This window comes from Porphyrobacter sp. AAP82, from assembly GCF_000331285.1.
Taxonomy (GTDB): Bacteria; Pseudomonadota; Alphaproteobacteria; order Sphingomonadales; family Sphingomonadaceae; genus Erythrobacter.
The window spans coordinates 103,096-120,145 of the sequence record NZ_ANFX01000032.1 but is presented as its reverse complement, the minus strand read 5'-3'; the positions used below and the strand labels follow the sequence as shown (position 1 = coordinate 120,145).

18 protein-coding genes are annotated in these 17,050 nt (G+C 67.2%); 7 read left to right on the top strand and 11 right to left on the bottom strand.

Annotation, left to right across the window (positions count from 1 at the left end; all coding sequences use genetic code 11):
* Nucleotides 1-18: 18 nt before the first annotated feature.
* A complete protein-coding gene (gene purM / locus D620_RS0110515) occupies nt 19-1,140 on the bottom strand; it encodes a phosphoribosylformylglycinamidine cyclo-ligase (RefSeq protein ID WP_017665767.1) in 1,122 nt (373 codons plus the stop codon).
* Nucleotides 1,141-1,242: 102 nt separating this feature from the next.
* Here purM and D620_RS0110510 point away from each other — a divergent pair, with 102 nt between their 5' ends.
* The 4 genes from D620_RS0110510 to D620_RS0110495 are packed head-to-tail and all read left to right on the top strand — an operon-like array spanning nt 1,243 to nt 4,328.
* Complete coding sequence (locus D620_RS0110510; protein ID WP_233992057.1) at nt 1,243-2,502, top strand: heavy-metal-associated domain-containing protein; 1,260 nt, start codon at nt 1,243-1,245, stop codon at nt 2,500-2,502.
* A gap of 16 nt (nt 2,503-2,518) precedes the next feature.
* Complete coding sequence (locus tag D620_RS0110505; protein ID WP_017665765.1) at nt 2,519-3,157, top strand: HdaA/DnaA family protein; 639 nt, start codon at nt 2,519-2,521, stop codon at nt 3,155-3,157.
* A gap of 53 nt (nt 3,158-3,210) precedes the next feature.
* A complete protein-coding gene (gene epsC / locus D620_RS0110500; RefSeq protein ID WP_017665764.1) occupies nt 3,211-3,951 on the top strand; it encodes a serine O-acetyltransferase EpsC in 741 nt (246 codons plus the stop codon).
* Between the two features lie 8 nt (nt 3,952-3,959).
* On the top strand, nt 3,960-4,328 hold the full coding sequence (locus D620_RS0110495) for a DUF2794 domain-containing protein (RefSeq protein ID WP_026092125.1): 369 nt from the start codon (nt 3,960-3,962) through the stop codon (nt 4,326-4,328).
* An 11-nt stretch (nt 4,329-4,339) separates the two neighbouring features.
* On the opposite strand, the gene D620_RS15840 is transcribed toward D620_RS0110495, so the two are convergent.
* The 3 genes from D620_RS15840 to D620_RS0110480 form a co-directional block, all read right to left on the bottom strand.
* Entirely contained in the window at nt 4,340-4,993 is a 654-nt protein-coding gene (locus tag D620_RS15840) for a DUF4328 domain-containing protein (RefSeq protein WP_017665762.1), read from the bottom strand.
* 100 nt (nt 4,994-5,093) lie between these two features.
* Entirely contained in the window at nt 5,094-6,023 is a 930-nt protein-coding gene (locus tag D620_RS0110485) for an SDR family NAD(P)-dependent oxidoreductase (protein ID WP_017665761.1), read from the bottom strand.
* Nucleotides 6,024-6,146: 123 nt separating this feature from the next.
* Complete coding sequence (locus D620_RS0110480; protein ID WP_017665760.1) at nt 6,147-6,842, bottom strand: HAD hydrolase-like protein; 696 nt, start codon at nt 6,840-6,842, stop codon at nt 6,147-6,149.
* Nucleotides 6,843-6,912: 70 nt separating this feature from the next.
* On the opposite strand from D620_RS0110480, the gene glmU reads away from it, so the two are divergent.
* From glmU to D620_RS0110465, 3 genes are read left to right on the top strand one after another with little or no spacing between them, the layout of a single operon-like run.
* Nucleotides 6,913-8,286: a bifunctional UDP-N-acetylglucosamine diphosphorylase/glucosamine-1-phosphate N-acetyltransferase GlmU gene (gene glmU, locus D620_RS0110475; protein WP_017665759.1), complete on the top strand. Its 1,374-nt coding sequence runs from the start codon at nt 6,913-6,915 to the stop codon at nt 8,284-8,286.
* A gap of 4 nt (nt 8,287-8,290) precedes the next feature.
* Nucleotides 8,291-9,220: an alpha/beta hydrolase family protein gene (locus D620_RS15195; RefSeq protein ID WP_081596576.1), complete on the top strand. Its 930-nt coding sequence runs from the start codon at nt 8,291-8,293 to the stop codon at nt 9,218-9,220.
* The gene (locus D620_RS0110465; RefSeq protein WP_017665757.1) at nt 9,213-9,488 is read left to right on the top strand and encodes a hypothetical protein; all 276 of its coding nucleotides are present in this window, start codon (nt 9,213-9,215) and stop codon (nt 9,486-9,488) included. The genes D620_RS15195 and D620_RS0110465 overlap by 8 nt, the downstream gene beginning before the upstream one ends.
* A 13-nt stretch (nt 9,489-9,501) precedes the next feature.
* On the opposite strand, the gene D620_RS0110460 is transcribed toward D620_RS0110465, so the two are convergent.
* The 7 genes from D620_RS0110460 to D620_RS0110430 form a co-directional block, all read right to left on the bottom strand.
* A complete protein-coding gene (locus tag D620_RS0110460; RefSeq protein WP_017665756.1) occupies nt 9,502-9,744 on the bottom strand; it encodes a DUF1153 domain-containing protein in 243 nt (80 codons plus the stop codon).
* Nucleotides 9,745-9,991: 247 nt separating this feature from the next.
* A complete protein-coding gene (locus D620_RS0110455; protein ID WP_017665755.1) occupies nt 9,992-12,082 on the bottom strand; it encodes a prolyl oligopeptidase family serine peptidase in 2,091 nt (696 codons plus the stop codon).
* 139 nt (nt 12,083-12,221) lie between these two features.
* Complete coding sequence (locus D620_RS0110450; RefSeq protein ID WP_196795273.1) at nt 12,222-13,703, bottom strand: ArnT family glycosyltransferase; 1,482 nt, start codon at nt 13,701-13,703, stop codon at nt 12,222-12,224.
* Between the two features lie 76 nt (nt 13,704-13,779).
* The gene (locus D620_RS0110445; RefSeq protein WP_017665753.1) at nt 13,780-14,277 is read right to left on the bottom strand and encodes a GNAT family N-acetyltransferase; all 498 of its coding nucleotides are present in this window, start codon (nt 14,275-14,277) and stop codon (nt 13,780-13,782) included.
* Nucleotides 14,274-14,531 (bottom strand): ATP synthase F1 subunit epsilon, encoded by a 258-nt coding sequence (locus D620_RS0110440; protein ID WP_017665752.1) that lies wholly within the window; start codon nt 14,529-14,531, stop codon nt 14,274-14,276. The genes D620_RS0110445 and D620_RS0110440 overlap by 4 nt, the downstream gene beginning before the upstream one ends.
* Before the next feature lie 172 nt (nt 14,532-14,703).
* Nucleotides 14,704-16,158, bottom strand: a complete 1,455-nt coding sequence (gene atpD, locus D620_RS0110435) for a F0F1 ATP synthase subunit beta (protein WP_017665751.1) — start codon at nt 16,156-16,158, stop codon at nt 14,704-14,706.
* 21 nt (nt 16,159-16,179) lie between these two features.
* Complete coding sequence (locus D620_RS0110430) at nt 16,180-17,049, bottom strand: F0F1 ATP synthase subunit gamma (protein ID WP_017665750.1); 870 nt, start codon at nt 17,047-17,049, stop codon at nt 16,180-16,182.
* Nucleotide 17,050: the final 1 nt, after the last annotated feature.

Below are 17,050 nucleotides of genomic sequence, written 5' to 3'. Positions count from 1 at the left end.
GAGGGGGACTTGCGGGCGTTAGCCCACATGCGTCGCGCTCCAATCGCTCTTGGCCGACCACGTTTCGACTGACCCGCGCACGGTGCAGCCCTTCTCGCCGCCCTCGATCCGGCCCACCGTGACGACGGTCTCGCCCGCAGCTTCGAGCTTGGCGGTGACCTCGGCGACGTTCGCCGCGCCCACGCTAAGCACCATGCCGAGGCCGCAGTTGAAGGTGCGGGCCATTTCTTCCGGCTCGATATTCCCCTGCGCCTGAAGGAAGGCTATCAGCCGCGGCTGGGGCCACAGATCGGCATCGACATGGGCGTGGGCGCCTTGCGGAAGGATGCGCGGGATGTTTTCGAGGAGGCCCCCCCCGGTGATGTGGGCCAGCGCATTGATGCGGCCTTCGCGGATCAGCGGCAGGAGGCTTGCGACATAGATGCGCGTGGGGGCGATCAGCGCGTCGATCAGCAATTGCTCCTGATCGAACAGGGCGGGGCGGTTCAGCTTCCAGCCCTTGTCCGCCGCGAGCCTCCTCACCAGCGAATAGCCGTTGGAATGGACGCCGGAGGACGCCAGCCCCAGCAGCACATCGCCGGGCGCAACCTTGTCGCCGGTGAGCTGCTGCCCCCGCTCCACCGCGCCGACGCAGAAGCCGGCAAGGTCGTAGTCGCCGGGCGCATACATCCCCGGCATCTCCGCCGTCTCGCCGCCGATCAGCGCGCAGCCGGCGATCTTGCAGCCTTCCGCGATCCCCGCGATCACCCGCTCGGCAACCCCGTTCTCGAGCTTGCCGGTGGCGAAGTAGTCGAGGAAGAACAGCGGTTCGGCGCCCTGCACGATGAGATCGTTGACGCACATCGCGACCAGATCGATGCCGACCGTGTCATGCCGGTCATGCTCGATCGCGAGCTTCAGCTTGGTGCCGACGCCATCATTGGCCGCGACCAGCAGCGGATCGGCATAGCCCGCTGCCCTCGGATCGAAGAACCCGCCGAAGCCGCCCAGCTCGCTCGTCGCGCCGGGGCGTGCGGTGGCCTTCGCCAAGGGGGCGATGGCCTTGACCAGCGCATTGCCCGCAGCGATCGATACGCCCGCATCGGCATAGGTATAGCCCGGGCCTTGCGGCGCGATCTCGTCGTTTGTCCCCGAAGTCATGCATAGGCCCATAGCCTTTCGCGCTTGGAATTCCACCCGCCTTTGGGCAAAGGGGCACAGGCTTTCCCCATGCGCGCGACGCTTTTCCCTTCCGCCCCCAGCGTGGCCCCTTCGCAAGCGCTGCGGCGCTGGCTGGTGGGCATTGCGCTGACGCTGGGCCTGCTCGGCGGCGGCTTTGCCCTGTTCGCGCAGGTCGCGGGCGAGCGCGGGATCGCGCCGACCGCGGCAAGCTCCGACATCGAGGTCAAGGGCATCAGCATCGACGTGCAAGGCAAGAGCGCCGAGGACGCGCGCACCAACGGCTGGCGCGAGGCGCAGAGGAAGGCGTGGGAGACGTTGAAGGGCCCCAAGCTTTCCGACAGCCAGCTCGAAGGCCTCGTCTCGGCGATCGTGATCGAGCGCGAGCGGCTTGGCCCACGGCGCTACATCGCGACGCTGGGCGTGGTCTTCGACCGCAGCCGGGCGAGCGGCTATCTCGGCGGGGCGCAGCAGGCTTCGCGCTCGGCACCGCTGCTGCTGATCCCGGTGCAGGAGAGCGGCGGGGCCTTCATCACCTTCGAACAGCGCAACCCCTGGCAGCGCGCCTGGGCCGACTTCAACCCGGGCGCGAGCAGGATCGATTACGTGCGCCTGAGCGGTGCGGGAGGCGATTCGCTGCTGGTCAATTTCGGGCAGACCGCCCGGCACAGCCGCGCCTGGTGGCGCTCGACCCTCGACCAGTACGGCGCGACCGACGTGCTGATGGCCTTCGCCCGGCTCGATCATCAATTCCCCGGCGGGCCGGTGACCGGCACCTTCACCGCGCGCTACGGCCCCTACAGCCGCCCGCTCGAAAGCTTCACGCTGAAGGCCGACAGTGCCGAGGCGCTGCCTGCGATGCTCGGCCAGGCGGTCGAGCGGATGGACCAGATTTTCACGGGCGCGCTGGCCTCGGGCAAGCTGCGGCCCGATCCCTCGCTGCGGCTGGGCGCGGGCGGCGCGATTGACCCGGCAATCCTGCGCCTCATCGAGATCGGCCGCGCCGCGCAGGCACGGCGCTCGGCCGCGGCCGCTGCGGCCGCCGGCACCGCCGGCCCGCGGATCGAGGCGCTGCCCGTCACCGGCATCGAGCCCGGCGAGGCTGCGGTGCGCAACATCACCGTCCAGTTCGCCAGCCCCGATGCCGGGGCCTTCGATGCGGCGCTGGGCGCGGTGCGCTCCACCGGCGGGGTGCGCGGCGTAGGCGTTACCAGCACCGCAATCGGCGGCACCTCGGTGATGAGTGTGAGCTTTGCCGGATCGCTCGAAGACCTCGCCGCCGCGCTCGAGGCGCGCGGGTTCAACGTGCGGCGCGGGGCGAACGCGCTCGCCATCAGCCGCTAGGGGCCAAAGCGCCGCGATGGGCGAGCCGTCCCAGATTGCCCTCCCGCTGTCCGCCCGCGGCGCCGCGCAGCGGATCGTGCTGGGCGATGCCAATGCGCAGGTGATCGAGGCCTTGCAGAACCCGGCGCGCTGGCCGTTCCATGTCGCCGTTCTCACCGGACCGGAGCGTTCGGGCAAATCGCTGCTGGCGCGCTGGGCGGGGGCCTTGCATGGCGAGAGCCTCGAGGTGATCGACGATGCCCACACCCACGACGAGACCGCGCTGTTCCATCGCTGGAATGCGGTCCAGCAGGGCGGCACAAGAGAGGGCGGGGCGCTGCTGCTGGTCGCCGCCGCAGGGCCGCTGGGCTGGCAGATCGGGCTCCCCGATCTTGCCTCGCGCGTCGGCGGATCGCTTGCACTGGAAATCGGCGCGCCTGATGATGCGATGGCGGGCGAGCTGATCCTCGCCCATGCCGAAGCGCGCGGGCTGAGCCTCCCCGAAGGTGCGGCGGATTATCTGGTGCCGCGCACGACACGCAGCTTCGCCGCGATCGAGGCGCTGGTCGCGACAATCGACCGCATCTCCCTTGAACGCCAGACGCCCGCCACCATGTCGGTGTGGCGCGCCGCGCTCGAGGCCCTGCACGGGCCCGAACAGCAGCGGCTGCTCTAGGGTTCGCGCGCTCCCGATTGCATCGGCGGCGTAATGGTGGGAAAAGCGTGGGGATGTTTGACCGTCTTGCCAGCTATCTGGACTCTGTCCGTGCCCGTGACCCCGCGCCGCGTTCGCGCTGGGAGATCCTGCTCTATCCCGGTGTCTGGGCGCTGGGCTTTCACCGCATCGCGCACTGGCTGTTCGAGGCGCGGATGTATTTCCTCGCGCGCTTCGTGAACCACATCGCGCGGCTCCTGACCGCGATCGACATCCATCCGGGCGCGAAAATCGGGAAGAATTTCTTCATCGACCACGGCTTCACCGTCATCGGCGAAACCGCCGAGATCGGCGACAACGTGACGATCTACCAGTGCGTGACGCTGGGCGGGACCAACCCCGCCAACGGCAAGGGCGGCAAGCGCCACCCGACGCTGAAGGACAATGTCATCATCGGTTCGGGCGCGCAGATCATCGGCCCCATCGTGGTTGGCGAGCGCGCGCGCGTGGGCGCCAATGCGGTGGTGACGGACGATGTGCCTGCGGGTGCGACGATGGTCGGGATCAAGGCCCGCTCGACGCTGGTGCCGGCGGAAGAATGGCTGCGCGAATTCACCCCCTACGGCACGCCCTGCGATGATCCCCCGTGCGACGATCAGGGCAGGCCGCGCCGCGACTGTGTCGAAAAGCTCGAGGCCGAGGTCGCCTCCATGCGCGAGGAAATGGCGCTGCTGAAGGCGATGCTGGCCGAGCGTGAAGCACCCGCTGCGGCACCCGTTCCGGCGCGGCTGCGCAAGAGCGGCACCAAGGACTGAGGGCGAGAATGGCCGCACCACAAGCGCCCGGGGGAAGCCCCGGACAGGTGGTTCCCTTCCCAGGCCGGGCGGCCGATCAGGTCGGCTTCGAGCGGCCCGAACTGATGCGCATCCTCGACCTCTATGGCCGGATGGTCGCTGCGGGCGAATGGCGCGACTACGCGATGGACTTCACCCGCCACGCCGCCACCTTCGCCGCCTTCCGCCGCGCCGCCGAACGCCCGCAGGCGCGGCTGGAAAAGCGCCCCGCGCTGCGCGGCAAGCAGGGGATGTGGACGCTGTTCGGCGAACACGGCCAAGTGCTGAAGCGCGGGCATGATCTTGCCAATGTCCTCGCCCCGATGGAGCGGCGGTTATTGAAGGCGGTGGACGACTAGCGCGAGCGCGCTCACTCGAAAATCTGCGCCGCTTCCAGCCCGTCGGTCTGCGCGGCCGTGATCTGGCGGATGATCCCGAGCAGCAGCCACGCACTGAACAGCGTACAGAAGCTCGAGGCGAGGCCCAGCGCAATGGCGAGCTGGATGGTGGTGCCGTCACCCAGCAGGCTCAACCTTGTGCTGATATTGCCGAGGATATTGCCGACGATCCAGAGGCCCCACCATGCGCCGAGGTTGCCGGGCGGATCGGCGCTGAAGCTGTCGGAAGTCTGGTGGCTGTCGGTCCACAATTCGCGCATCGCCTGGAACGGCTTGAACAGGTTGGCGATGGGGATGAAGTACCAGCCCACCGCCCAGCCGGGGGAGAACTTGAGCGCCGGAAGGCCCGCCTCGTGCAGATTGGCATGGGCACGGTAGATCCACATGGAAATCGCGATGACCGATGCGATGAACACCGCAAGATTGGCCAGCATCACCGCCTGATAGACCACCGCCAGCGGCGCGTCCGGGGCATCGACGAGATCGATCACCCCGCCGAGCTCAAGCATCTCGCCGATCGCCCCGAGCCCGACGAACGCGAATGTCGCATAGATCGTGACAGCCGCAAACTTCTCGCGCTGGCGCAGGATACCCACGCCTGCCGCAACACCTTCCTCCTGCATCATGGCCCCCTTTTGGCAGGGCCCGGCAACATAGCCAAACGCCCCCGCGCATTTCTGCACGAGGGCGTTGCTGTTGCAAGACTTTCGGCAAGCCGGGCGGGGATTACCCGCGCGCGCTGGTCGGCCCCGTGCCGGTCACCTTCTGCATCGCGCGCAGGATGTTGCCCGATTGCTCGCTGCCCGACTGGGGAGCGATGAGGTTGGTGAAGGAATTGATCTCCTCCCACCGCGCGGCGAAGCCTTCGAGGGTGCGCTCTTCCTCCGGCAGCCACACGGCATCGTTCATCACCGTCCACGAGGAGTGATAGCCGCCCGCGCCCGCGCCGACGATGGCGTTGGTCGGCGCGTCTTCGGAAACGAGGAACAGCGCGGCCGGGACCACGTTTTCCGGCGCGAAGAGCTTGAAGGCTTCCTCGGGGAAGAGGTCTTCGGTCATGCGGGTGCCCGCGACCGGCGACAGGGTGTTGCAGCGCACGTTATACTTCGCGCCTTCCAGCGCCAGCGTCTTGGTGAGGCCCGCGAGACCCAGCTTGGCCGCGCCGTAGTTGGCCTGACCGAAATTGCCGAACAGGCCGGTCGAGGACGCGGTCATCAGGATGCGGCCATAGCCCTGTTCGCGCATGGTTTCCCACGCGGCCTTGGTGGCGAAGGCCGAGCCGGTGAGGTGCACCTTGACGACGAATTCGAAGTCGGCGGGCTCCATCTTCGCAAAGGTCTTGTCGCGCAGCACGCCGGCGTTGTTGATGAGGACGTGGACGCCGCCCCACTTCTGCTTGGCGTCGGCGATCATCTTTTCCATCTGGTCGTATTCGGTGACCGACGCGCCGTTGGCGACCGCCTCGCCGCCCATCGCCTCGATCTCGGCGACGACCTGTGCGGCAGCGTCCGAGGTGCCGGTGCCATCACGCGAGCCGCCGAGGTCGTTGACGACGACCTTCGCGCCGCGACGGGCGAGTTCCAATGCATAGGCCTTGCCGAGCCCGCCGCCGGCCCCTGTGACGATGGCGACCTTGTCCTTGAAGCTGATGGTCATGGGTGTTCTCCTGTCCAAACTGCGGCGCGCTTTACGCCTGCGTAAACCGATATGCGGGGCGCTGCGTGGCACTTTCGTGGGCGGCTTGCAACAGCCGAACTGACAGGTCGCTTTGCCGTAGGGTCAGCGGGCCTGTCCGAGGCTTTCGAGCGCGGGAATCAGCGCCTCGAACGAATCGATCACGGCCGCCGCACCCATCTCGCCGGCCGGCTTGTCGCAATAGCCGTAGGCGGCGGCGATGAACGGCACGCCCGCCTGATCGGCCGCGCGTGCATCATAGGTGGAATCGCCGAGGAACACGAACGAGCCGCCGCCCAGCACCGCGCGCGCCTTGAGCACGGGGGCAGGATGGGGCTTGGCGAGGAACTGGCCGTCCGGCCCCTTGCCCATCGAATCCCCGCCGATCACGGTCTCGAAGGCGCCGATGAGATCGAGCTGCGCCAGCACATTGCGCGCAAAGGCTTCAAACTTGTTGGTGACCACCGCCATCCGCACGCCCTTGGCGGCCAGCTCCGCCAGCCCCTCGCGCACGCCGGGGTAGGGCACGGTGTGGACGGCATTATGCGCCTCGTAAAACCTGAGCATCGCCTTGTAGAGCCGCTTGAACTCGGCTTCCGGCAACCCGCCCTGCGCTTCCACCGCGCGCGCGAGCATGATCTTCGCGCCGCCGCCGATGAGGTCCTTGCTGCTTTCCACCGACACCTCGGCAAAGCCGCCCAGCACCAGTGCATGGTTCACCGCCGCGCCCAGATCGCGGAAGGTGTCGAGCAGCGTGCCGTCAAGATCGAAGCCGATGGCGCTGAAGGGGATGTCCGTCATGCGCGCGGCGGTGGCGCAAGCTTCTTCAATCTGCAAGCATTTGCTGGCAGGCGCGGCTTTCCCTAAGGACATGGGCATGACCACGAAGACGACCACTCCCTTTGCCGCCATCATCCTTGCCGCCGGCAAGGGCACCCGCATGAAGAGCGATCGGCACAAGGTGCTCCACCAGGTCGCCGGCAAGCCGATGCTGCTGCACCTGCTCGACAGCCTCGCCGAGGCGGACCTTGCGCGCACCGTGGTGGTCGCGGGCGACCGGCACGAGCAGCTGAGCGCGGCGCTGAAGGGGCGCGATGTCGAGGTCGCCCTTCAGGAACCGCAGCTCGGCACCGCCCACGCCGCGCTCCAGGCCAAGGCCGCGCTCGCCGATTTCACGGGCCACGTGCTGGTGTGCTTCGGCGATTGCCCGATGGTCGAGGCGGCAACGGTGCGCCGGCTGTTCGCCGCGCTCGAGGGCGGGGCGAGGGTGGCCGTGCTCGGCTTCAGGCCCGAAGACCCGCTCGCCTATGGCCGGATCATCGCCGATGCTGACGGCACGGTGAGGAAGATGGTCGAGTTCAAGGACGCCGCGCCCGAGGAGCGCGCGGTCGGCCTGTGCAACTCGGGGCTGATCGTCGCTCATTCTGACGACATGTGGCCGCTGCTCGAAAGCGTCGGCAACGACAATGCGCAAGGCGAATACTATCTCCCCGACGTCGCCACCAACGCCATCGCGCGCGGCGACAGGGTGGTGGTGATCGAAACGGGCGCCGACGAGGTTGCCGGGATCAACAGCCGCGCCGAACTCGCCGCAGCCGAAGCGCGCTGGCAGGCCGCGCGCCGCCTCAAGGCCATGGACGAGGGCGCAACCCTGATCGCACCCGAGACGGTGTTCTTCGCCCATGACACGGTGCTCGGCCGCGATGTCACCATCGAGCCCAATGTCTTCTTCGGCCCCGGCGTGCGCGTCGCCGACAGGGTGCTGATCCGCGCCAACAGCCACATCGAGGGCGCTTGCCTCGCCAGCGGCGTCAAGGTCGGGCCTTTCGCGCGGCTCAGGCCCGGTGCGGTGCTGGAGGAGGACAGCTTCGTCGGCAATTTCGTCGAGGTGAAGAATGCCGTGCTCCACCAAGGGGCCAAGGCGAGCCACCTCACCTATCTGGGCGACGCGACGATCGGTGCAGGCGCGAATATCGGCGCGGGCACCATCACCTGCAACTATGACGGCTATTTCAAGTACAGGACCGTGATCGGCGAACGCGCCTTCATCGGCTCCAATTCAGCCCTGGTTGCTCCCGTCACCATCGGCGCCGATGCCATCGTCGCGGCAGGCTCGACCGTCAGCCGCGATGTGGCGCCAGGAGAGCTGCGCATGGTGCGCGCCGAGCAATTGGTGAAGGACGGCTGGGCCGACCGGTTTCATGATACGATGAAAAAGAAGAAAGCCGCAGAAAAGAAGGAGTGAGGGGATGAGGATGAATTGGCGCAAGGCGCTGCTCGCGCTGGTGGCGGCGGGCAGCCTGCTGGGTGGGGCAGCGGCGCAGGAAGCCGGCGCGCCGCAGACCCTGGCCGAGGCCCGGGCAGGGCAGGCGGCCAATCTCGGCACCAAGGCGCGCCAGCGGGACAAGCCGGAAACCCCGCCCGTCAGCTGGATGAAGCTGGTCGGCTATCCCGGCCCGCTCGGCACCATGGCGGGCTATCTTGCCGGCGTGCCCGATACCGAAGGGCGGCGCCCGGCGATCATCTGGATCAGCGGCGGCAATACCGCGATCGGCGATTTCTGGACGCCCCAGCCGCGTGCCAATGACCAGTCCGCCGCCGCCTTCCGCGAGGCCGGGATGGTGGTGTTCTACCCGGCGGTGCGCGGTCTGAACGGCAATCCCGGGCAGATCGAAAGCTATTTCGGCGAGCTTGACGACCTTGTCGCCGCGACCCGCTGGCTCAAGGCCCAACCCTTTGTCGACCCCGACAAGGTCTATCTCGGCGGGCACAGCAGTGGCGGGACGATGGCACTGCTCGCGTCGGAATATGCCGCGGAGTGGGCGGGCGTGGTTGCCTTCGGTCCGGTGACCGATCCGCAGTTCTACGGGAACGGGCTGTGGGGCGTGCAGCCGGTCAGGGCCAAGGACATTGCGGGCCAGCGCCTGCGCGCGCCGATCAACTGGCTTGCCTCGATCACCGCTCCCACGCTGGTGCTCGAGGGGCGGCAGGGCAATGCGGGCGAGATCGCCGCCTTCGCCAAGGCCAACGGCAACCCCAAGGCGCGGTTCCACGTGGTCGAGGGCTGCACCCACTTCTCGATCCTGCGTCCGGCGAGCGAACTGATTGCCCCCGCCATGCGAGATGGCAACTTCGCCGCCTTGCTGACGCGCGACAGCTTCGGGCTGACCTGTGACTGAGAGCGAGGAACCCCTCGCCTGCTGGCTGTGCGACCGCCCCTTGGGCGATATCGTCCAGTGGCATCATCCGGTGCCCAAGGCCAAGAAGGGCAAGGTGAAGGTGCCGGTCCACCCGATCTGCCACAAGACGATCCATGCGAACTTCACCAACAACGAGTTGGCGCGCATCGGCGAGGATGCGGACACGATCCGCGCCCATCCGGCGATCGCCAAGTTCGTGGCGTGGATCGCGAACAAACCCGCCGATTTCGACGCGCCGACCCGTTAGCATCGCGCAAGGATCACGCGTCCTGCATGCCCGCGCTCTCGCCGCCGGTGGCGAGGTAGTCCGCCTCCCACTGCTCGAACTCGGTGCGGCTCAGGAGGTAGCGCTCGCGCGCCTCGTGAAAGCTGATCGTCTGCTCGCGCACCGCACGCACGACCTCGTCCTTGCGCGCCTTCGACCAGTGGACGCGGTGGTGCTTGGGAAGCTGGTTGTAGCTCTTGATCGCACCGGCAATCGAGATGTTCCGGTCATAGGCCATCGGTGATGTTCCCTTGGGTTACGTCATCGCCCCCGATGGCCCGAGTGTTGATGCAGGCGCCTAACGAGACCTTTCCGAAGAAGGTTAGCGGCGCATTGATGAAACGCTCCGTGCTCTGCGCAAGACGGACCGAGTGCGCGGCGTCGGACGCACTTGCAGGCAGCCGCTTTGCCTGCCGCCGTTGACGCGAAAAGGGGCGGCTCCACCTGCGCGGAGCCGCCCCTTGCGGTGTGCCTTGACGTTGTGCCTACTTGGCGGGCCGCTCGTCCATCAGGCGCTTCATCAGGTAGATGAATTGCAGCGCCTGGAGCTTGGCGCGCTGGTCGTTGTCGACCCCGCCGGAATGGCCGCCGGTGGTATCCTCGAAGTAGTAGTAGGGCTGGCCCAAGGCCTTGAGCTTCGCCGCCGCCTTGCGGGCGTGGGCGGGATGGGTCCGGTCATCGGCGGTCGAGGCCCACAGGAAGGGTTCGGGATATTCGACCCCCGCAACGATCTTCTGGTAGGGCGAATAGCCATCGATCCAGGCGCGCTGTTCGGGGATGCGCGGATCGCCATATTCGCCGATCCACGAAGCCCCGCGCCCGATCAGGTGATAGCGCAGCATGTCGAACAGCGGGATCTGCACGATCGCCGCGCCGAGCAGATCGGGCCGCTGGGTGAAGAAGGTTCCGACCAAAAGGCCCCCCTGCGATCCGCCCTGGATGCCGAGATGCTCGGGGCTGGTGAAGCCGCGCTTCACCAGATCCTCGCCCACGGCGATGAAGTCATCCCAGGTGCGCTGCTTGTTCTCGCGGATCGCACTCTGGTGCCAAGCGGGACCGAATTCGCCCCCGCCGCGCAGGTTGGCGAGTACATAGGCGCCGCCCTTTTCCACCCACAGCTTGCCGGTGGAACCGAGATAGGCGGGCAGGCGCGGGACCTGGAAGCCGCCATAGCCGGTCAGCAGCGTGGCGGTCGAGCCGTCGGCCTTCATCCCCTTGGGCTTGACGATGAAGTAGGGGATCCTGGTCCCGTCCTTGCTCACCGCCTCGTATTGCTCGACGCTGGCGCCGGCCGGGTCGAAATAGGACGGCGAGGTCTTGATCACCGCAGGGACGGCAGCGCCATCGGTGTAATAGAGCGTCGTCGGCTCGAGGAAGCCGCTGACGGTGTACATGATCTCGTCGCTGTCATCCGCGGAGGCGGCGATGCCGATCGTCGCATTGTCAGGCAGGGCGACCTGCGTGCTGCTCCAGCGCCCGTCATCGAAGTTGAACTTCAGCACCTTGCCGACCACATTGTCGAGCAGCGCGACATACAGCCCGCCGGCAGTGACCGTGCTGCCCTGCTTGGTCTGGCGGTAGCCCGGCGCCCATACCAGCGATTTTCTGGCGCCGTTGGGATCGGCCTTCCACTCTTCCAGATTGACCGCGACAAGGCTGTCGGCCGGGAAGGTCTGGTCGCCCACGGTCCACTCGACATCGGGGGAGAACAGCATGTGTTCATCGACGATGCCGACCGGATTGGCCTTGGTGGGGAGGTCGAGCTGGAGCCACTGGCCCCCTTGCCAGACATACCACAGCCGTTCGTGGAAGCTGATCCCGCGATAGGCGATGCGGGCGTGGATCACGTCGGCATTGTCACGCAGCAGCGCCGCGCCCGAGGAGACATCCTTGGCGTCGCCGCGGAAGATTTCGGGCGCATCCTCGATCCGGGTGCCGCGCTTCCATTCACGGGTGGTGAAGGGATACTCGCTCTCGGTGAGCGTCCCTTCGCCGAAGTTGCGGCCGACCAGCAGGGTGTTCTCGTCGACCCATTCGGCCCCGCCCTGGCTCTTCTGGTCGAGCACGAAGCCGCCCTCGATGAACTGCTTGGTCCTGGTGTCGAACTCGCGCAGGATCGTGGCGTCCTCGCCGCCGTCGCTGAGCGCGATCATGCAGCGGTTCAGATCGGGCGGCAGACAGGTCGATCCCTGATAGACCCACTCCCGCCCTTCCGCCTTGGCGAGTGCGTCAACATCGAGGATGACGTCCCATTCGGGCTTCTCGCTCCGGTAGCTTTCCAGCGTGGTGCGGCGCAGCACCCCCTTGGGGTTCGCCTTGTCCTGCCAGAAATTGTAGAGTCCGTCGGGCCGGAAGCTGACGAAGGGGATGCGGTCGTTGCTGTCGAAGATCGCCAGCGCCTCGGCCTTCAATTGCGCATAGCGCGGATCGGCCTCGAAGGCGGCCAGCGTGCGGGCGTTCTCCTTGGCGACCCAGTCGAGCGCTGCGGGGCTGCGCGCCTCCTCGAGGAAGATATAGGGGTCCTGCGCGGGCCCCGGGATGCCGTCATCGGCAAGGGCAATGGTCGATGTGCTCATGGCCAAAGCCATGGCCAGCCTCGAAGCGAGTTTCAAGTCAAGTCTCTCCCTGTGACGGATGCTGCGGCGGCCCGTGCGGGGGCTCCGCGCGAAGCACGAGAATTGCAGGGAGTTGGCGCGCATGCAAGCGCGGCGGTGCCTAGGGCTGTCGGCGCACCCAGGCGGTGATGTAGCGGTGGTGGAGCTCTTGCCTGGCCAGCAGGCGGTAATCCTGCCGGATCGCGGCATCGACCTGATCCTTGGCCGCATAGTTCTGCGGGGTGAGCGGCTGGTCGGCAGTGACGATCACCGGGGGGCGGGTGGCCAGAATGCGCCGCACCTCGTCCTCCTGCCGCATCCCCAGCGCATTCATCTCGAGCGCGTTGTTGAGGTGATCGGGGTAGATCAGCCTGGTCGGCAGGCAGCTATTGGTGAGGCCGTAAAGCGAGGTCGGCCCGTCGAACACCAGCAGGCACTGTCCAGCCTCGGCATCGAGATGCGGGGCGATCGCCTCGGCCAGCCGGAAGGTCGCCGTGCGGTTCTCGTGGCTCACCCAGTACTGGTAGGGCACGATCAGCAGGAACACCGCGACCGGCAGCAGCGCGGCGCGGTTGATCCGCTCGCTGGGCTCACGGTGGAACAGCGGCAGGGCGAGCAGCGCGGTCGCCGGGATCAGCGCGGCAAGGTAGTGGCGGTAGACCGTGGCGGGCAGATAGGCCGTCGCCACCGCCGCCACCAGCCACCCGATCACGAACACATAATCGCGCGGCAGCCCCTCGGGCCAGATGCGCTGCGCGGCGCGGAAGCCGAGCCAGCTCAGCGACAATTGCAGGCCGAGATAGGCAAGCATCAGCGGGTGGACCCGGCCCGTGCTCGCGGGCAGGCGATCGAAGAAGGAGACGAAATTGGCAAAGACATAATCGTCCCAGTGCCCCGCTGCCCAGTAGCCCGCGCTGACGAGCGCGGTCGGCAGGATGCCGAGGACGCCGAAGCCCGCCGCCAGGGCCGCCAGCCGCCCCAGCTTCATGCCGCGCTGCCACTGGCCCCACAGCGCCCACAGGCCGAAGAACAGGCATAGCGGGATGATGGTGTACTTGATCTGGAGCGCCAGCCCGCCGATCAGCATGGCGACAGCCGCGCGGCCCACGGCGCGCGGATGCCCGGTCTCGCGCACCAGCACCGCCATCGCGATCAGCAGCGGGATGAAGAACACCTCCGAATTGCCCGAATGCGCATCGTTGATCGTGCACAGCACCACATAGAGCCCGGCCCCTGCTGCCGCAGTCATCCGGTCGGCCTGCGCGCGGGCGAGGTGGAAGATCATCACCGCGCCCGCCAGCGTGAACAGCGCGCCGGCGGTCTGGTACGCCTCCGAACCCGCCCCGCCGATCGCGTGGAACGCCGCGAACAGCGCGAACAGGCCCCAGGGCTTGCGGTCCCACAGGTCGACGAAGGGCACCGCGCCCGACAGCATCTGGTTGCCGATCAGCGAATAGAGCTGCTCGTCGACATCGGCATTGGGATCGCCGATCCACGCGCCCCGCACGAAGAACGTGAGCAGCGCGAGCGCCAGCACGATCCACTGGTCTTTGCGGGCCGCGCTCGCAGCGGTCGCAGGCGCGGGACGGATAGCCGAAGACATCAACATGCCCGCCGCTGTGGCACGGACATGGTTAATTTTCCGGATAGGCGGATGCAGAAAGAGCGGGCCTTACGCCTCAGCCGAGCGGTCTGGCGAGGTAGCGGACCGATTTGTCCGGCGACAGATCGGCGCGCCCCGCTTCAACAAAACCCATCGCCGCGTGAAATGCGTCAGACCCCGGATTGGCCGGCCGGACATTGACTTCGCAGGTCACGCAGTCGTGCCCCGCCTCGCGTGCCAGAGCGAACAGCTGCCCATAGAGCTGCCGCGCCAGCCCGGCGCCGCGCGCGGTTTCGCTCACCACGATGCGGTCGATATAGACGAACCGCTCCCGCCGCTCGCGGAACCACAGGAAATTGGGGCTGTCGTAACCGGCGTCCTGATCGAAGGTCACGAGCAGGGCCCGGGCGCCGGGCACGTGGAGGGCGGCGAACGCGCTGTCCACCATCTGTTCGAACCGGGCGGCTTCGAGCCACGAGGTTTCCGCCGCGCTCGGGTTGTTGAGCGCCAGCAACGCGTCGCGAAGACCGGGGTCGGCGGCAAGGGCCCGAAGGTCGAGCCGCTCGCCGATCACGCCTCGACGTGTTCGGCGAGGATGGTGAGGCCCTTCTCGCCCACTTCGGCAAAGCCGCCGCGCACCTGGATGATTTCGGGCGCAGCGCCGTCCTTGGCGAAGATCTGCACAGCCCCGTCGCGGATGGTGCTCATGAAGGGCGCATGGCCTTCGAGCACGCCGAATTCGCCCTCGGTGCCGGGGACGACCACCATGTGGACCTGTTCCGAACGGACGAGCTTGGCAGGGGTGACGAGTTCGAAGTGGAGGGGCATTGTCTCTTCCTAACCCCCCTCCCGCTTGCGGGAGGGGCTGGGGGTGGGAATGGGCCGGTGGAGGCCCACCCCGCTGCGACGAGCCAGCAAGCTGGCAAGTCTCTCTCCCCTCCCGGTTTTCCGGATTGGTCGGTTGGCTGGAGCCAACCTCCGGCGGGAGGGAAGGGTGATCTTACGCCTCTTCGGCCATCTTCTTGGCCTTGGCGACCGCCTGGTCGATCCCGCCGACCATGTAGAAGGCGCTTTCGGGCAGATCGTCATAGTCGCCGTCGACCACCGCCTTGAAGCTCTTCACCGTGTCCTCAAGCTGCACGAAGACGCCCGGGATGTTGGTGAAGACTTCCGCGACGTGGAAGGGCTGACTGAGGAACTTCTGGATCTTGCGCGCACGGGCGACGGTCAGCTTGTCCTCTTCCGACAGCTCGTCCATCCCGAGAATGGCGATGATGTCCTGCAGGCTCTTGTACTTCTGAAGGATCGCCTGGACGCGGCGGGCGGTGTCGTAGTGCTCCTGGCCGACAACGCGCGGTTCGAGGACGCGGCTGGTCGAATCGAGCGGGTCGACCGCCGGATAGATGCCGAGCTCCGAAATGGCGCGCGACAGCGTGGTGGTCGCGTCAAGGTGCGCGAAGCTGGTCGCAGGCGCCGGGTCGGTCAAGTCGTCCGCGGGGACGTAGATCGCCTGGACCGAGGTGATCGAGCCCTTGGTGGTCGAGGTGATGCGCTCTTGGAGCTTGCCCATGTCGGTCGCCAGCGTCGGCTGGTAGCCCACCGCGCTAGGAATGCGGCCGAGCAGCGCCGACACTTCCGAGCCCGCCTGCGTGAAACGGAAGATGTTGTCGACGAAGAACAGCACGTCCTGGCCTTCGACGTCGCGGAAATATTCCGCCATCGTCAGGCCCGAGAGCGCGACGCGCGCGCGCGCGCCCGGGGGCTCGTTCATCTGGCCGAAGACGAGCGCCACCTTGGAGCCTTCCGAGGTCGCGTTGCCCTCGGCATCCTTGGCGATGACGCCGGCGTCGAGGAATTCGTGGTAGAGGTCGTTGCCCTCGCGGGTGCGCTCACCCACGCCGGCGAACACCGACACGCCGCCATGCCCCTTGGCGATGTTGTTGATGAGTTCCTGAATGAGCACGGTCTTGCCGACGCCCGCGCCGCCGAACAGGCCGATCTTGCCGCCCTTGGCGTAAGGCGCGAGGAGGTCAATCACCTTGATGCCGGTGACGAGGATCGCCGCTTCGGTCGACTGGTCGATGAAGGCCGGGGCCTCGGCGTGGATCGGGGCGGTGCTTTCCGCGCCGATGGGGCCGCGTTCGTCGATCGCTTCGCCGACGACGTTCATGATGCGGCCCAAGACCTTGGGGCCGACCGGAACGCTGATCTGCGCGCCGGTGTTCACGACTTCGCTGCCGCGGGTCAGGCCTTCCGTGGCGTCCATCGCGATGGTGCGCACGGTGTTCTCGCCGAGGTGCTGGGCGACTTCGAGCACCAGCGTCTTGTCGCCGTTCTTGGTTTCGAGCGCGGTGAGGATTGCGGGCAGTTCACCTTCGAACTGCACGTCGACGACAGCGCCGATGACTTGGCTGATCGTGCCGTTGGTGGTCTGGTTGAGAGCGGCGGTGGCCATTTTTCGTTCCTAGCCTTCGTTTTAGAGCGCTTCCGCGCCAGCAATAATTTCAATGAGTTCGGTGGTGATCGCGGCCTGGCGGCTGCGGTTGTACTGGATGGTGAGCTTCTGGATCAGCTCGCCCGCGTTGCGCGTGGCGTTGTCCATCGCGGTCATCGAGGCGCCCTGTTCGGAGGCCTCACGTTCAAGCAGCGCGCCGAACAGCTGCGTGCGCACGTAGCGCGGCAGCAGCTCTTCGAGGATTTCCTCCTCGCCCGGCTCGTACTGCACCACGGCGTCGGCCACCGGGGCTTCGGCGGGGGCGGGGACGGGGATCAGCTGGGTGACGGTCGGCTCCTGCGCGAGGGCAGACTTGAAGGTCGGGAAGATCAGGTGCGCGACATCGAAGGCACCGCTGTCGAACAGTGCGATCAGCTCGTTGGCGATGCCCTCGGCTTCGTCGAAGCCCGGGGTCTTGACCGTGCTGGTGTCGAACCCGCCGCCGATCAGGCTCGGGAAGTCGCGCTTCAATGGCGCGCGGCCCTTCTTGCCGACGAGGTAGAATTCGATCGCCTTGCCCTGCGCAATCAACTCGCGCGCCTTGGCCCTGGCGGCCTTGACGAGGTTGGAGTTGAGACCGCCGCACAGCCCCTTGTCGGTGTTGACCACCACCAGGAGGTGCTTGGCATCCGCGCCGGTGCCCGCGAGCAGCTTGGGCGCAGCCGAGCCCGAGACCTTGCTCGCCAGCGACGCCATCACAGCGCTGAGGCGCGTGGCATAGGGCCGCCCGGCCTCGGCCGCAGCCTGGGCACGGCGCAGCTTGGCCGCCGCGACCATCTGCTTGGCCTTGGTGATCTTCTGGGTCGACTTGACCGAGTTGATCCGGCCCTTGAGTTCCTTGAGTGAGGGCACG

Excerpts from the sequence above, each read along its gene's own strand:
- purM (WP_017665767.1), bottom strand. The coding sequence starts at position 1,140 with ATGACTTCGGGGACAAACGACGAGATCGCGCCGCAAGGCCCGGGCTAT.
- D620_RS0110505 (WP_017665765.1), top strand. The coding sequence starts at position 2,519 with ATGGGCGAGCCGTCCCAGATTGCCCTCCCGCTGTCCGCCCGCGGCGCC.
- epsC (WP_017665764.1), top strand. The coding sequence starts at position 3,211 with ATGTTTGACCGTCTTGCCAGCTATCTGGACTCTGTCCGTGCCCGTGAC.
- D620_RS0110495 (WP_026092125.1), top strand. The coding sequence starts at position 3,960 with ATGGCCGCACCACAAGCGCCCGGGGGAAGCCCCGGACAGGTGGTTCCC.
- D620_RS15840 (WP_017665762.1), bottom strand. The coding sequence starts at position 4,993 with ATGATGCAGGAGGAAGGTGTTGCGGCAGGCGTGGGTATCCTGCGCCAG.
- D620_RS0110485 (WP_017665761.1), bottom strand. The coding sequence starts at position 6,023 with ATGACCATCAGCTTCAAGGACAAGGTCGCCATCGTCACAGGGGCCGGC.
- D620_RS0110480 (WP_017665760.1), bottom strand. The coding sequence starts at position 6,842 with ATGACGGACATCCCCTTCAGCGCCATCGGCTTCGATCTTGACGGCACG.
- glmU (WP_017665759.1), top strand. The coding sequence starts at position 6,913 with ATGGGCATGACCACGAAGACGACCACTCCCTTTGCCGCCATCATCCTT.
- D620_RS15195 (WP_081596576.1), top strand. The coding sequence starts at position 8,291 with ATGAGGATGAATTGGCGCAAGGCGCTGCTCGCGCTGGTGGCGGCGGGC.
- D620_RS0110460 (WP_017665756.1), bottom strand. The coding sequence starts at position 9,744 with ATGGCCTATGACCGGAACATCTCGATTGCCGGTGCGATCAAGAGCTAC.
- D620_RS0110455 (WP_017665755.1), bottom strand. The coding sequence starts at position 12,082 with ATGAGCACATCGACCATTGCCCTTGCCGATGACGGCATCCCGGGGCCC.
- D620_RS0110450 (WP_196795273.1), bottom strand. The coding sequence starts at position 13,703 with ATGTCTTCGGCTATCCGTCCCGCGCCTGCGACCGCTGCGAGCGCGGCC.
- D620_RS0110440 (WP_017665752.1), bottom strand. The coding sequence starts at position 14,531 with ATGCCCCTCCACTTCGAACTCGTCACCCCTGCCAAGCTCGTCCGTTCG.
- atpD (WP_017665751.1), bottom strand. The coding sequence starts at position 16,158 with ATGGCCACCGCCGCTCTCAACCAGACCACCAACGGCACGATCAGCCAA.